Source organism: Tildeniella sp., from assembly GCF_059505325.1.
This window is the reverse complement of the sequence record NZ_JCACKI010000006.1, coordinates 59,452-73,552: the sequence shown is the minus strand read 5'-3', so window position 1 is coordinate 73,552 and position 14,101 is coordinate 59,452. Positions and strand designations below refer to the sequence as shown.

The 14,101-nt window shown below is 49.0% G+C and carries 12 protein-coding genes; 4 read left to right on the top strand and 8 right to left on the bottom strand.

Translation table 11 applies throughout. From position 1 onward, the window contains the following. Positions 1–193: 193 nt before the first annotated feature. On the top strand, positions 194–1,534 hold the full coding sequence (locus AC5JO6_RS03050) for an NAD(P)/FAD-dependent oxidoreductase (RefSeq protein WP_496079560.1): 1,341 nt from the start codon (positions 194–196) through the stop codon (positions 1,532–1,534). 219 nt (positions 1,535–1,753) lie between these two features. On the opposite strand, the gene AC5JO6_RS03045 is transcribed toward AC5JO6_RS03050, so the two are convergent. Then, positions 1,754–2,437: a manganese catalase family protein gene (locus tag AC5JO6_RS03045; protein ID WP_496079559.1), complete on the bottom strand. Its 684-nt coding sequence runs from the start codon at positions 2,435–2,437 to the stop codon at positions 1,754–1,756. An 831-nt stretch (positions 2,438–3,268) separates the two neighbouring features. Between AC5JO6_RS03045 and AC5JO6_RS03040 the strand changes: the two genes are divergently transcribed. Beyond that, positions 3,269–4,018 carry a response regulator transcription factor gene (locus tag AC5JO6_RS03040; protein ID WP_496079621.1) on the top strand — a complete coding sequence of 250 codons (750 nt, stop codon included), beginning with the start codon at positions 3,269–3,271 and terminating at the stop codon, positions 4,016–4,018. 102 nt (positions 4,019–4,120) lie between these two features. Here the strand turns inward: AC5JO6_RS03040 and AC5JO6_RS03035 are convergent, their stop codons facing one another. The 7 genes from AC5JO6_RS03035 to AC5JO6_RS03005 all read right to left on the bottom strand — a co-directional run bounded on the left by AC5JO6_RS03035 (position 4,121) and on the right by AC5JO6_RS03005 (position 11,561). Beyond that, complete coding sequence (locus AC5JO6_RS03035; RefSeq protein ID WP_496079620.1) at positions 4,121–5,911, bottom strand: M61 family metallopeptidase; 1,791 nt, start codon at positions 5,909–5,911, stop codon at positions 4,121–4,123. Between the two features lie 84 nt (positions 5,912–5,995). Then, complete coding sequence (locus tag AC5JO6_RS03030; RefSeq protein WP_496079558.1) at positions 5,996–6,685, bottom strand: Crp/Fnr family transcriptional regulator; 690 nt, start codon at positions 6,683–6,685, stop codon at positions 5,996–5,998. A gap of 548 nt (positions 6,686–7,233) precedes the next feature. Continuing rightward, positions 7,234–8,109, bottom strand: a complete 876-nt coding sequence (locus AC5JO6_RS03025; protein WP_496079557.1) for a 3'(2'),5'-bisphosphate nucleotidase CysQ family protein — start codon at positions 8,107–8,109, stop codon at positions 7,234–7,236. Positions 8,110–8,265: 156 nt separating this feature from the next. Further along, complete coding sequence (locus tag AC5JO6_RS03020) at positions 8,266–8,619, bottom strand: DUF1257 domain-containing protein (RefSeq protein WP_496079556.1); 354 nt, start codon at positions 8,617–8,619, stop codon at positions 8,266–8,268. 131 nt (positions 8,620–8,750) lie between these two features. Then, positions 8,751–10,256, bottom strand: coding sequence for a stress-responsive protein Ycf46 (gene ycf46, locus AC5JO6_RS03015; protein WP_496079555.1), 1,506 nt, complete (start codon positions 10,254–10,256; stop codon positions 8,751–8,753). 90 nt (positions 10,257–10,346) lie between these two features. Further along, positions 10,347–10,700 carry a slr0373 family blue light stress response protein gene (locus AC5JO6_RS03010; RefSeq protein ID WP_496079554.1) on the bottom strand — a complete coding sequence of 118 codons (354 nt, stop codon included), beginning with the start codon at positions 10,698–10,700 and terminating at the stop codon, positions 10,347–10,349. Between the two features lie 381 nt (positions 10,701–11,081). Then, positions 11,082–11,561 (bottom strand): hypothetical protein, encoded by a 480-nt coding sequence (locus tag AC5JO6_RS03005; RefSeq protein WP_496079553.1) that lies wholly within the window; start codon positions 11,559–11,561, stop codon positions 11,082–11,084. A 131-nt stretch (positions 11,562–11,692) separates the two neighbouring features. On the opposite strand from AC5JO6_RS03005, the gene hetZ reads away from it, so the two are divergent. After that, positions 11,693–12,856: a heterocyst differentiation protein HetZ gene (gene hetZ, locus AC5JO6_RS03000; protein ID WP_496079552.1), complete on the top strand. Its 1,164-nt coding sequence runs from the start codon at positions 11,693–11,695 to the stop codon at positions 12,854–12,856. Positions 12,857–12,867: 11 nt separating this feature from the next. After that, positions 12,868–13,938 carry a PatU gene (locus tag AC5JO6_RS02995; protein ID WP_496079551.1) on the top strand — a complete coding sequence of 357 codons (1,071 nt, stop codon included), beginning with the start codon at positions 12,868–12,870 and terminating at the stop codon, positions 13,936–13,938. Positions 13,939–14,101 lie beyond the last annotated feature (163 nt).

Sequence of the window (14,101 nt, the reverse complement as noted above, 5' to 3'; positions counted from 1 at the left end):
TGTGCGCAGAGCCATAGCAATACATGCCTTTGCTCCACTCCCATTCTCAAAACTCAGCAATCTTCATTCGATCAAAGAGCCACGAGTCAATCAAGATTAGCTTCATAGACAATGGGCACAGCAACTATTCTTAGCAGGTGTGCAGTAGATTAGAGGCGGCTTATTTCCATAGCGAATGAGGGAGCGACAAGGAATGGTAGATGCGACTGAAAAACAACCTGCACATCATGTTGTCATCGTAGGGGGCGGATTCGGTGGACTGTATACCGCTAAAGCGTTAGGTCATGCGTCCGTAGATGTGACGCTGATCGACAAGCGAAATTTCCATTTGTTTCAGCCCTTACTCTATCAAGTAGCCACAGGCTCTCTCTCCCCAGCAGATATTTCATCGCCGCTGCGTGGCATTCTCAGCGGCAGCAAAAACACTCAGGTGCTGATGGATGAGGTGGTTGATCTAGATCCACAGCAGCAAAAAGTAGTGCTAAAGGATGAAACATTGGATTACGACACTCTGATTGTAGCGACAGGGGTCAGCCACCACTATTTTGGCAATGATCATTGGAAGCAAACAGCACCTGGTTTGAAGACGATCGAGGATGCTCTCGAAATGCGTCGCCGTATCTTTATGGCGTTTGAAGCAGCAGAAAAGGAAGCTGATGAAGAGAAGCGTCGCGCTTGGTTGACATTTGTGATTGTCGGTGGCGGTCCAACAGGGGTCGAACTCGCAGGCGCGATCGCAGAACTCGCCTTTAAGACTCTAAAACGCGATTTTCGCAACATTGATACAACCGAAGCGCAGGTACTTCTACTAGAAGGTTTGGATCGGATCTTGCCACCCTACCCACCCGAGCTATCAGCGAAAGCAGAAACCTCCCTTACCAGGCTGGGCGTGACCGTCGAAACAAAGGTATTGGTGACTAACATCGACAATCACATCGTCACCGTTAAGCGCGATGGGCAAGAAGAATACATTCCTGCGCATACCGTTCTATGGGCAGCAGGAGTGAAAGCATCAGCGATGGGGCAAGTGCTCGCCGATCGCGCAGGGGCAACCCTCGATCGAGTGGGGAGAGTCATGGTTGAGCCAAACCTGAGCTTGGCAGGTCATCCGAACATTTTTGTGATTGGGGATCTGGCAAACTTCCCTCATCAAGGAGAACGCCCACTACCCGGCGTGGCACCTGTCGCTATGCAAGAAGGCGAATACGTCGCCAAACTGATCAAGCAGCAACTGCTTGGCAATACAGTTGCACCGTTTGTGTATAAAGACTTCGGCAGCCTAGCAGTTATTGGTCAAAATGAGGCGGTAGTCGATCTCGGTTTTGTGAAGTTTGACGGACCGCTTGCCTGGTTACTCTGGATCTTCGCTCATATTTACTTCCTCATTGAGTTTGACAACAAGCTGATCGTGCTATTGCAGTGGGGGTGGAACTATTTCACCCGCAAACGCGGTGCGCGTATCATTACGGGCGAACCAATCGACAATAGCGTTTACCAAGCGCCCATAGGCAGCCAGTCACCAGTCAAAGTTTAGGCATAGCATCACCAATTAACTGCTTGAGGATTCATCGTAGCTCTTCAAGCAATTGCTCATTGAGAGATAGCTTGGTGCCATTCATTTTTTGTAAATGGCACTAGCGTCAAGAGCTGGATGCAGCCAAACGTGTTTTATGTGTCTGAAAATAAGACTTAGCTAATAACTAAAGATAACTATTAGCTAAGTCAGAGCAATTTATTGTGCCTGCTCGTTCACCTATTTCTGCTTCATGGGATCAGCAATATATCGAAAGTCGGGCTCAGCATTCCAGGGTCCACGCTCGTCCTTACCGTTACTCGACAGGTTGTAGTAAAGATCAACGGTTTCGTCGGGTTGAATGTTGCCAAACATGGGATCAGTCAATTTGCCGAGCGAATCAAGCGCTTTCATAAACATCTTTGTGTGCGAGATTTCTCGGGTCAAGAGATGAACTAACGTTTGCTTAGTACCTTCATCAGTTGCTAGTTTGATGAGCGCTTCATAGGTTTGACGTGCCCCCGCTTCAGCCGCTAAGTTTGCCCGTAGATCTCTAACAACATCGCCACCCTCATTGAGATAGTTAGCTGTCCAAGCATTACCTTGGCTATCGAGAAAGTGCGGTCCCATGCCTCGCACTGCAAAGAGTGTACTGTTAAACGCCTCAGTTTGATCGACGTTTTTGGTGTGAGATTCGATCATCTTACCCACCATTTCTAAGTGACCAAACTCTTCGATCGCAATGTCTTGAAGCATATCGCGAATGCCAGGATTTTCGACATGAAACGACTGTACCCAATACTGCAAGGCAGCGGACAATTCTCCGGTAGCACCACCAAACTGCTCTAGCAATAGCTGGGCAAATTTGGGGTTGGGTTCATCGATCTTTACAGCGTGAATCGGCTCTTTTTTGTGGAAAAACATATGGAAAATCCTGTGTTAACGAACGTTTAGCAAAGCAGTCATTTGTTTCTGCTTAAAGAATTGACAGAGTCATCGATCGCTGCAGAACAAACGAACATTAAACAAAAAGCTTTCGTGTTTCCTGACCCTAAAGAGAGAGATGAAGCAAACAAGTGAAGTTAATCAGGTGTCTAAGGCAAAGCGTTTTTTGAAACCAGATCACCTTCCATAACGCTTTTCTTCTAGTTAGTATTAGCTACTTTTAGAAGCTGATTTAGATGATTAGATGCTCAAATTAGTTGATCTAAAAAATAATTTTGGGATTGTATTTTTTCACTTGGTCGAGCAGCTTAAACAGCGAGATTGACGAATAAAATTTTTGGGCAAGCAAGTTTACGCAGACATAATGAACACCCTGCTTAACCTATAGTGATCCTAAACAAATCGTGAGAAGCAATATTGATGTCAGCTCTTAGCGGTCAGCGGTTAAAGAAAAGCTGGTGGCTGACCGCTGACCGCTCAACGATCAAGTTCCACTCACAACTGATTCGGGACTGCTATAGCAGCCTGACTGCTTAGAATCAGTTAAGCGCTCTGAGTAGACTGCTTCTATCAGAATTGTCATAGTTTTGCAAAAGATCTGTATGATGCTGATGGGTTTTTCAACATCTTTTGCTCTTGGCAAGCGGCGCTCAAACGATCTTGGCTTGAGGCTTAACCTTGAATTTACTCGGGCTTAACCCGATGCTGACACTTACTATTTATTCTGTTACTTTGTGCCTGTAAAAGTTTTCCCCGGAGTCTTTAACCTGTGGCGCTTGAATGTCTGAAGCTACAAAATTTAGCACGATAATGCGATCGCTTGGAGCGAACAAGCTACCTGAAGACGCTCAGCCTTTCATCTTGATTGTTGAGGATGAGTCTTTGATTCGCGAAACTATCACAATGGCGTTGACTGAGGAAGGCTATCAGGTTTTGGCGGTTGAAGATGGTCGTCAGGCATTAGATGTCGTTCATGCCTCTCGCACCAGTGATGAAGGGGATGTGTCCGCGATCGACCTGTTGATCCTCGACTTAATGTTGCCTTACATTAATGGACTGGATTTATGCCGTCTCTTGCGGCAAGAAGGCATTACCACGCCAATTTTAATGCTCAGCGCGAAGGGCACTGAGACAGATATCGTCGTTGGATTGGAAATTGGAGCCGATGACTATCTGGCGAAACCGTTTGGGATGCGGGAGCTGATTGCCCGGTGTCGATCGCTCTTACGTCGTGCCAGCCGCCAACCTGCATCGCAGGAACAACTGATTGTACAGTTTCAAGAGATTGCGCTCTATCCCCAAGAGTGTCGAGTCACCGTGCGAGACGGGGCTGTCAATCTGTCACCAAAGGAATTTACGCTACTGGAATTGTTTATTAACAATCCGCGTCGAGTTTTCTCCCGTGATCAGCTTCTAGAGAGAGTTTGGGGCATAGACTTTATGGGAGATTCTAAAACGGTTGATGTCCACATTCGGTGGCTGCGAGAAAAATTAGAGCTAGATCCTAGCAATCCGCAGTACATCATCACAGTACGAGGGTTTGGCTATCGTTTGGGTTAAGCGATCGAGCATTGAGAACTCGTTAAAAAATACCTGATCTGTTTGGATCAGCGATCAGCTTTGCTCTGACGGCTGATTGCGTTCGGTCATGACGTGATGCCCTTAACCTCTAATCGATGCAAGGGGTACACCTAGCCAGCCCAGAAAGTTTTGCTCTTGACTGCGAGACGGTTGCTCTACTGGCACAACCTGAAAACGAGTGATGCGTGGTGCTGCCAGAGTCACTGTGCAAGAACGCAGCTCATCTTGATGGAAAACGCAAAGCTGGAGGCGATCGCCCGCTCGAAAATCCCGCAGACGCTCAGTTAGCTGGTCAGCACTCACCCGCAGCCCGTTCAGTGCCAGTAGCTCATCACCCGCATCAATGCCTGCTTGCTGGGCAGGCGAAGCTGTCTCAACAAACTTGACCATTTCCCGTCCGTACTCTGTTTTCGCCATCAGACCTAAATAGGGTACGCCATCTTCTACGCCACCATCTGCGAGTAAGCGTAACCCGAACGGTTTAAGATAAGCATCAAATGGCAGGTCGTCAGTGCCGTGCAACGCTTGCTCAAAGAAGTTCGACAAATCGGTTTCGGCAACCGCTTCAATGACCTGCTGAAGTTGTGCAGGCGTGAAGCCTACTTCTGATTTGCCAAACTGCTCCCACAGTTGCCGCATTACGTCATCCAGCGATCGCCGATTGCCATGCCGTTCCCGGATCAGCAGATCCAGCAGCAGTGACACCATTTCCCCCTTGAGGTAGTAAGACATTTGGGAATTGGGACTATTCGCATCTGCTCGGTACAGCTTAATCCAGGCATCAAAACTGGATTCACTTAATGGCTGCACAGTGCGACCAGGGGTCATCTGAAAGCGGGTAATTTCACGATTAAGCGCCACTAAGTACGTTCGCAAATCGTAAATGCCTGCTCGGTAAGGTATGACCAGATCATAAAAACTGGTTGTGCCTTCGCTAAACCATAACGAAGGCGTGTAGTTCTCTTGCTCATAATCAAACACTTCGAGGGCTTTGGGGCGAATTCGCTTCACGTTCCAGAGATGAAAAAACTCGTGTGCCACAAGCTGAATGAAGCGATCGTATTTATCTTTACTCCGAAACCCAAAACGTTGATAAATCAGCGAACAGGCAGACTTATGCTCCAAGCCACCAAAGCCCTGTGACGACAGATGCAGTAAAAACAGATAGCGATCGTAGGGCAACCCACCAAACAAATCCGCCTCTACCTGGATTAGCTTTTGGATATCTCCAATCAAGCGTTCTGGCTCGAGGTTACCGTCTCCCCAAACTGCCAGTTGATGCGGTTTGTCCAGTACCGTGAAGTCATACACATCATGGCGACCAATCTCAAACGGACTGTCCACCAGCGTGTCAAAATCGGCTGCTTCAAACGTGTTAGCGTACCCCTCTACGGTTGGCAATGGCGTTGATACAGACCAGCCAACGGGAGGAACGATCGTGACCTGCACTGATTGCCGCTCATGTCCGGGCACATAGAAAAATAGAGCTGCGCCATTAAAGTACCCGTGCGTGCCATCTAAATGATTGGTTCGGACGGAGAGTTCGTTAGCATAAATGCGGTAGCGAATAGTCAACGATTCCCGTTCTTGTCGATCGATCTGCCAATGGTTTTTGCTGAGCTTGCGCCAAGGTAGGGGTGTTTCGGTGCGATCGCCAGCGACCACCGTAAAGTCCTGCAAGTGTCTGGCGTATTCCCTTACCAGATACGATCCTGGTGTCCAGACTGGCATTTTTAGATCAAGCAAAGACCTTACCCCCTGCTGCCAACCTTTAACCTGCAAACACACCTCAAATAAGTGCGTTTCTGGCTCTGGCATTGCCACTTGGTAGCGAAGGTGAAACGATGGCGGCGCAGAGCATGAAGCAGTCATTTCTTGCTTCACATCAGTTTCCAGCAATTGAAAATGTTCTACCTGGGCAGTGGACTCCAGTTCTTCTCGATTCATGTCTAATCCCTAGACTTTGCCTGCTAAATGCGTCAGTTGCTTTAAATTCACCAGAGAGACCGTATGACCAACGGTGTCAATCTTAATCCAGCCCTTACTATCGAGCTTTTCCATAATTTTGGTTGTTTCTTCCACACCAATATCAGTCACATCCGCCAGATCCTTAAAGGGAATGTTGAAGATTTCTACGCCCTCCTGTGAGTCATAACCGTAGTTTTCCCCTAAAGAAACCAGGGTGTTTGCTAGTTTAACGGCTGGCGGTTGATGCCGTAACTGAAAGCGGAGGTTGGTCTGCCTTAACCGTCGCACCATCAGTTGCAACATCCGATGGTGCAGTTGTGGGTCTTTGAACAAGGTTTGAATGAACCGTTGCGCTGAAATGCTGATAAGCTTCACAGCAGAAAGAGCAATGACATCGGTCGATCGTGGTGACTCATCCAGAATTGCCATTTCGCCAAAAAAGTCCCCTCGCCCCAGTACCGCTAACGTCACAACATCTTCACCGGAGCCTGATAGCCGTCGCACTTTGACCCACCCAGAGACTATAAAGTAAACGGCGTTGCCCCACGCATCTTCCATTAAGACCGCCCGACTGGCGGGGTACTCATGCTCAACAGCCACTGATAGCAACCACTCAAGGGTTTCCGGATTGGCAGCGGTTAAAAGGGGAAAGAGTTCACTAAACGCTTCAATCTGCATGAACATCTATGAGATAGAGAGGAGACTGGACAGGAACGAACCGAACAAGAGTGAGTAACGTTGAAAATAACGTATCCCACCACCATCATGGCAGGAACTCTGAATCTTCCTTGAGGGAGGATTTACGGATTCTTTGAGCCAACGGCAAATTTTATGTAATGACCAAGATACTAGCAAGCTTTGAACCGTACTTGTAGTTTGTCTTGAGGTCAGCCTCTCGATGCAGTTGCGCTGGAGCTGTAGCAAGTAAGGCGCAGGCACCAGATACAGTGTACGATCGCACAACCGCAGTCATTTTGCCCACGACATGATCAAGCCCTAGACTCATCTTACAAAGGATTGGTACTCGTTCCCCGCTTCTAATCATGCCTTAAGTAGCCAGTCTTTCCCGTTACTTTGCCTGTGCTTCTAAGTAAAGGAAGCATCTTTAGAGCACGGTAGGCAGTCCCGAAGCGAGACGACCTTAAGCGTTTTGGTGAGATATTGTTCAGTACTCACGGTTTGAAGCTCTACCGAACTTGCGTGTGCTTTACGTGGTGAGCGTTCCTCTAAGTCAGAGGCTCCATCTTTTGCATCACCGTTTCGACGGCGGCTTTAAGCTTGGGGCGTAACAATTCAACATAGCTAGACCAGCCAACTAAAATCGGTTGTTTGTGAGCGAGCGTATCGGCATCTAAATCGTCAGGCAAGAAACTGATCGATCGCCCCTCTAAGTCACAGCAGACAAGTCCAGCCGCTCTTGCTAGGGCTAATGGTCCGGCTGTATCCCAGAGTTTCACCCGACCGTTGAAGTAAAGATAAAGTCCAGCTCGCCCTAAGACAACATCAACGACCTTCAGCCCAAAGCTACCCAGTGAGTAAAACTGTGCCTCTGGAATCAAATGAGCGATCGCCTCACCAAACCGCGACTGGTCGCGATGTCCGATAATGACCGGGCAAAAGCCAGCGGTTGGAGGCGCAGGTTCAAGCAAGGTTAGCGCCTCCGGTGGTAGGTCGGCTGCTACCTGAAACATGCCCCAACCCGGTCCGCCATAATAAAGCTGATCATAGGCAGGAGCATACACCCAACCCGCGATCGGCTGGTGATTTTGCAACAACCCTACCATGACGGCATAGTCGCGCTTCCGGTGAATGAAATCTTCTGTGCCATCGATCGGATCAATACACCACAACCGACGATGGCGATCGTGAAACTTTTGGCGCGACTGTGCGTTCTCTTCCGTAATCACGCCATCATCAGGGAACATCATCGCAAACGCAGTCGACAGCTTTTGATCCAGCGCCGCATCAATGCTGGTCACATAATCATCCGGACCCTTCTCAAAAACTTCAAATTGACTTGCCGCCATTTGCTCGGCATACTGCCCACAGCTACGCACTAGTTGTCTGATCTGTCGATCAAGATCTAAAGAAATCGGATTCATAGCAAAAGCACGGCGCTCAAAGAAGCATTTTAGACGACTGATCAGCGGTTGCTTGGACACGCTTGCAATCAATCTTATGCCAAACAAATAGGCTCAAACAAAAAACGGGCTAACCGGGGAAGGGTTAACCCGCTAGTTTGGGAACGCGAAAGGAAACTACTTTTGTAGTACCAATTTGACGTTTGCGTTTTGTAGACCAGGACGCTTGACTTCAGACAAGGTTTTGTTCACGGCATACTTCTGGTTGATCGAGTTGATCAGTTCGGTCTGGTTGTGCTTCTTAGCAACGCCCCAGAGGTCAGCAATCAGGTCAAAAGAACCATCGGTATTGCGAGACCAGCCCAGATCATATTCGCCTTCCAGCATGGCAACGATGTCCGAACGGACGCGTTGACCGTTATAGCCACGAACATCAGCATCCGTCTTCACCGAGATACCCAGATCACGGAGAGAAGCCTTCAGGATTTCGGCATCAGTAATCTTGGTACGCAGAGTGCTAAAGTGAGACATTTGAGTTTCCTCCTGTGGAGATTTGAGAACAACGTTTGGTGGTCAGGAGCTAACAGCGATCGCTCTTAGCTTTTTGGGTCAACTGCTAGCAAAACGCTAGCCTTTCCTCCTGTTGGGAGCAGGAGAAAGCTTTAGAACTCAAGTCGCTGGTATTCAGCAACTGAGGATGCCGCAGGTCGCGCGCGCTGCCTTGCCCAATCCCTAAGGGCAGTTACCTGCTCGGTCATTGTTTTAGAAAGCGGCAATGTAGACTTGATAGCAGCGATAATGTCCAGTTGAGTAAATTCTCGATCCTGGGCAAACGCCTCATACATTGCGGCTACCAAAGCCTGCTCAATTTCGGCTCCTGAAAAGCCATCGCAGACATTCGCTAACTGTTCTAAATCGAAGCGTGCAATCTCGCGCCGACGCTTAGAAAGGTGAATCTTAAAAATTTCCTTGCGCTCTTCACTATTCGGCAGATCAACAAAAAAGATTTCGTCAAATCGTCCCTTGCGTAAAAATTCTCCTGGCAAGCGTTCCACTCGGTTTGCGGTCGCCATCACAAAAACAGGAGAAGACTTCTCTTGCATCCACGTTAGGAAGGAGCCAAAAATCCGACTGGACGTTCCCCCATCAGAGTCTGCTGAACCTGTGCTGCCAGCGAACGCTTTGTCCATTTCGTCAATAAACAGAATCGCTGGAGAAATCGATTCTGCCGTCCTCAAAGCACCGCGAAGGTTAGCTTCAGAGCGACCAACCATCGAACCATCGTACACACGTCCCATGTCTAGGCGCAGTAGGGGCAGCCCCCAGAGGCGAGAGGTGGTTTTGGCAATGAGTGACTTACCGCAACCAGGAACACCCAAAATAAGCATCCCTTTTGGCTGAGGCAACCCGTACTCTCTAGCGCGTTCAGTGAAAGCATTAGAACGCTGCTTCAGCCAACGCTTTAATTCTTCCAAGCCGCCAACGGAATCGATCGTTTCGTCTTCTTCAACGTACTCCAAAATGCCATTGCGGCGAATCAGTTGCTTCTTCTCTGAGAGGACAATATCAACTTCCTCTTCTGTTAAGCGACCGGCTGTCACCTGAGCTTTGCGATACACCTTCTCAGCTTCATCACGAGTCAAACCCAAAGCCGCTTTCAACAGCTTCTCTCTAGCTTCTGTAGTGATGCGTCGAGTCCGAACCTGCTCAAGCTGCTGTGAAAGGACGTGGTTGAGTTCACCCATGTCTGGCATCGGGAAATCCAGAACAGCAACCTCTTTCTCTAGCTCAATGGGAATCTCCTGTACAGGAGACATCAGAATGATTGCTTTCTGAGTACCTTTGAAACTAGCGATCGCATCGCGCAACCAGCGAATCACTGGAGCCGAATAAAACGGATGAAGATCTTTGAAAACAAAGATACCTGGCTCTTTCTGTCGAATCACCCACTCGATCGCCGCTTCGGGCGAAACTGTATTGTGCTGGGTCACATTACGCGGCTGACCGTGTTCGACGATACCATGCGTAACCGTCCAAATATAGACGCGACGCTGAGGCTTACTCTGAGAAATTGTTGCGATTGTTTGCTCAGCTCGCTCCTCCTCAGATGTCACCATGTAGATGAGAGGGTACTGGGCTTGTATCAGAATACTGAGTTCTTCCTGCATAGCATCAACCCACGAGAGACGGCGCAAACGCTTGAAACCTAGACTTCTTAAATCGCCGAAGCCAACAAACAGCAGCTAAGGAAAGCAGTATCAACAGGGAACCAGTTCGCCCTCACCCTGAGAGTCAGCTGAAGAACTGACATTTTGCCCTCTGCCAGCTGGAACTCGATCGTCAACCGAAATGTTGGACTGGGAGCGCAGTGAAATTAAAGCATCACCGCTTATGACAGAAGGAGAAGAACAATCAGGACATGCATAGACTCTGTGCAGTCGCCCGTGCTTAGCATCCTCATATTCGTCAACCAACTCCGCGTGAGAAAGATAGAACGTAATAGCCCGTTGGGCAATATCCGTCATCGTCTCAGAATCCAGCGCTGCGCGAACCTTCAATTGACGGTGCAGCTCTGGAGGGAGGTATAGTGTGACCTTCTGCTTGTCTTGCATAGAACTCTCGATTGTGTACCCGGGTATGAAGTCAGAATATCGACTGAATCGATTGCTGTCAAGACACCATGCCGCCATGACGGCAATATCGTTACATTTGTTCACGTCTTGGGGCGACCTAATACCATTTCACTAAATTGTGGCTATATAAGCAAGCTTCGGCTGGCGGTCAGCGGTCAGCGGTCAGCAGCAAAAACGAATCTGTAGGGCGATTTTAAGAATTGGTACAACAGTATGGTGTGGCATCGCTCCGGTGGCATAAAGCTTAAAGTTCCTGCTTGAAAACGTGCGACTAGAATGATGCGGGAGTCAGTGAACTAGGCTTCCAAGAGAACCAGGCTTCCAAGCCAGTGCGCCAAGCCATTTACTGAAGGAAGACGGTTAGGCAATGTTAGGAGGCAGTGTGGTTTCTGGCGCTTGCTGCGTTTGCAAGAGATGAGACTCGATAAGCCCACTGAGCTGTTCACGTTGAATTTCAGTGCCAGCGGTTGTGTTACCAGGGGTATCAAAGAAAATGATGCTGTGAATCATTTCCGTCGCGAGCATTTGGAAGAGGATGTGCGTCACAGGTATAGGCAGCGCGATCATCTGCGGATCGTGCATGGGGTAGGGACCAGTTGACACATCCTTCAAGTTAGAGAAGGCGTAGATGACGTTTTTTTCGAGTCCGGGTTGTGCTCGATTTTCTAATGCGGTGATTGCCCAATTTTGGTTAAGAGTCTGCACAATATAGTACTGTGCATGACGCAACTGTGACGCTAAAAATTTCAGCACAGGAGCGATCGTAGCAACCAAGGTAGGTGTACTACCGTCTTGAGGCGCATCATTGATAAGTTCCTGAATTTGTTGATCGATATCCATTTTTGAAAGCGGCTCCTGTTTTATGGGCGTGTTGTGAAGCTTCAGTGGTTTGACCTAGACGATGCCATCGTATTGTGGTCAAAATTAGTTCAACTGGCTTTAGTTTTTGTTATCGTTAGGCGTTAAATACCGTGGGGGATATCTGCCAAGGCGTGGAGGCAATTTTTCAACTGCTGCTGGACGAGTTAAAGCTGTCAACCAACGCTTCTGAGCAAAACTGCTTGGATGTGGCAACTCGTCTATCGCAAGAAGTCGCGCGCATTTGCGTCGAGAGTAAGCGCATTCAAGCATCTGGTGAAGTGGATACTTGGGCAACGGCGTTGGCGAGGCATCGTCTCCAACAATGTCTGCACTATTACAAGTTGGGGTCTAAGCGTGGACGGGTGGATTTGCATAGTACGTTGAGCGCGATCGTGTATCGCTACATTACCCCACCGCAGACTCAATCGAGCTATCAAGCCCGCCTTACGCTGATCGAAGACTTCCTTCAGGGTTTCTACATGGAAGCGTTGAATGCGTTCCGGCGCGAGACCCAGCTACCAACCACCTACCAGCCACGCACCCTCTTGCAACTCGCAGAATACATGGCGTTTAGTGAGCGCTATGGCAAGCGTCGCATTCCCCTACCAGGACGGCGTAACCAGCAATTGATTATTCTTCGTGCTCAGACCTTCTCGCAGCAGCAGCCGATCGAAACACCTGTTGATATTGAGCGTGCTGCTGACGGTGGGGCTAGCGACGGCGACAGCCCCTGGAATGCGGCATCAATGCAACAGGTGCGAGAGCAAATGGTTGCCCAAGAGCCAGAGCAACCAGAGGATAGTCTGCGGCAGGCTGTTGTCGCTGAACTGATGGCGTATCTAGAAGAGCGCAAGCAGACTGACTGTGCTGATTACTTTACTCTGCGGCTACAAGATTTGCCTGCAAACGAAATTGAGGTAATCTTGGGGCTAACGCCACGCCAACGGGATTACTTGCAGCAGCGGTTTAAGTACCATTTGATTCGCTTTGCGCTATCGCATCGTTGGGAGTTAGTGCATCAGTGGCTTGAAGCCGATCTGGAGCGCAATCTTGGCTTAACCCTACAGCAGTGGCAATCCTTTCAGGAACAGCTGGATCCGCAGCAGCTTGCATTACTTCAACTGAAGCGAAAACGGCTGACAGATGCTGCGATCGCCCAATCCCTTAGTTGCACCATTACCCAAGTGCGTAAGCAGTGGTTTAAGCTACTTGAGCAAGCGTGGGAAATTCGTAATTATTTAGTGTCCGGACAAGATGCCTCTGCCGATGAATAGGAATTCATACCATGAATGATGACTCGGAAGCTCTCCAGAGAAATCTCCTCGAACTACTGCAAGACCTGGTTGCTTTTACCACTTCAGATGACTCTGGGGTGGTTGCTCCAGTTATAGAGTGGAACAATGAACAATACGGCGCTCAAACAATTAACGCGCCGGATTTATTCATTTCTCAGGCTGAATCCGCTGGAAATTTCGGTCATCTTAGATCCGACGTTTACTCCTCCGAACGGAAAAACCTCTTAAAACTTGGAGAGATACCCGCTGTGCAAGACCGTTTTCATACCCTGTTGAAACATCGATTACAAAGCGAAATGCAACGTAATCCACCTCTGTTCCCCTGGGAAACAGAAGTTCATGACTACGAGGCTGAAACTGCCTATGGAGTCATTGGCTCGGCTACGACTGCTCCCGTGAGCACAACCAACCAAAGAGTCCCGGCTCAAGTCTGGTTGCAGCAGCTTAAAGCGCTGAATCTGCCTATCCAACTACCTGAGGGGCTTTTGGGGCAACTGCTGGAACGTTGCCAAGAAGCGGTGCAATCGTCTTTACTGGAAGGCGCAAAGCTGGTGAACGCGGTCGAAGCGTTATTTCCCGGTCAATCACAATCGCTCAACCATTTGGCGGGCATGGTAATGACATCGCCCGCTCGCTCTGGTGCGGTAGCATCGCCGCCACCGGGTACCAATTACCCATCGAGTTATGAATCTGCGGTGCCAGCACAGCAGATGGTGCTGTCGCTGCTGGCTGCACGTGAAATTATGACGGCTTTAACGCTGCCAATTTCTTTGACCCAACCCAAACTTGAGCGCCAGTGGCTAACTGATCTTGGAGCCTTAAGCTTGCAGGCAGATTACGCCTTAGACGCAACGGGTGCAAAACTGCGTCTTCAGGCAACAGTGCCATCTGGTGGCAGCATTACACTGCGGGGGGCAGATGTACAGGCAAGTGCTCAACGTTCTACGGCTGGTAGCCTGAGTGTAGAGTTGTTTGACTTCCAGCCACAGCAGCCTTACACCCTGGAAGTTTGCTTGGACGAGCAGACACCGCTGTCTTTTGCCATTCGTATCACTGACTAACTTCAATGTTCAATGACGGTTTTGAGATAGTCCAGGGTAGCTTTTTGAGGATTCTCGATCCCTCGAAAAAATCCTGATCGAACCCTGATATCAAAGTACCAACCCAAACTGGGCTGTTAGACCAGTCAGGCGATGGGTATGATGGATCTGGCTGCATTTGGAT

Excerpts from the sequence above, each read along its gene's own strand:
- AC5JO6_RS03050 (WP_496079560.1), top strand. The coding sequence starts at position 194 with ATGGTAGATGCGACTGAAAAACAACCTGCACATCATGTTGTCATCGTA.
- AC5JO6_RS03045 (WP_496079559.1), bottom strand. The coding sequence starts at position 2,437 with ATGTTTTTCCACAAAAAAGAGCCGATTCACGCTGTAAAGATCGATGAA.
- AC5JO6_RS03040 (WP_496079621.1), top strand. The coding sequence starts at position 3,269 with ATGCGATCGCTTGGAGCGAACAAGCTACCTGAAGACGCTCAGCCTTTC.
- AC5JO6_RS03035 (WP_496079620.1), bottom strand. The coding sequence starts at position 5,911 with ATGACTGCTTCATGCTCTGCGCCGCCATCGTTTCACCTTCGCTACCAA.
- AC5JO6_RS03030 (WP_496079558.1), bottom strand. The coding sequence starts at position 6,685 with ATGCAGATTGAAGCGTTTAGTGAACTCTTTCCCCTTTTAACCGCTGCC.
- AC5JO6_RS03025 (WP_496079557.1), bottom strand. The coding sequence starts at position 8,109 with ATGAATCCGATTTCTTTAGATCTTGATCGACAGATCAGACAACTAGTG.
- AC5JO6_RS03020 (WP_496079556.1), bottom strand. The coding sequence starts at position 8,619 with ATGTCTCACTTTAGCACTCTGCGTACCAAGATTACTGATGCCGAAATC.
- ycf46 (WP_496079555.1), bottom strand. The coding sequence starts at position 10,256 with ATGCAGGAAGAACTCAGTATTCTGATACAAGCCCAGTACCCTCTCATC.
- AC5JO6_RS03010 (WP_496079554.1), bottom strand. The coding sequence starts at position 10,700 with ATGCAAGACAAGCAGAAGGTCACACTATACCTCCCTCCAGAGCTGCAC.
- AC5JO6_RS03005 (WP_496079553.1), bottom strand. The coding sequence starts at position 11,561 with ATGGATATCGATCAACAAATTCAGGAACTTATCAATGATGCGCCTCAA.
- AC5JO6_RS02995 (WP_496079551.1), top strand. The coding sequence starts at position 12,868 with ATGAATGATGACTCGGAAGCTCTCCAGAGAAATCTCCTCGAACTACTG.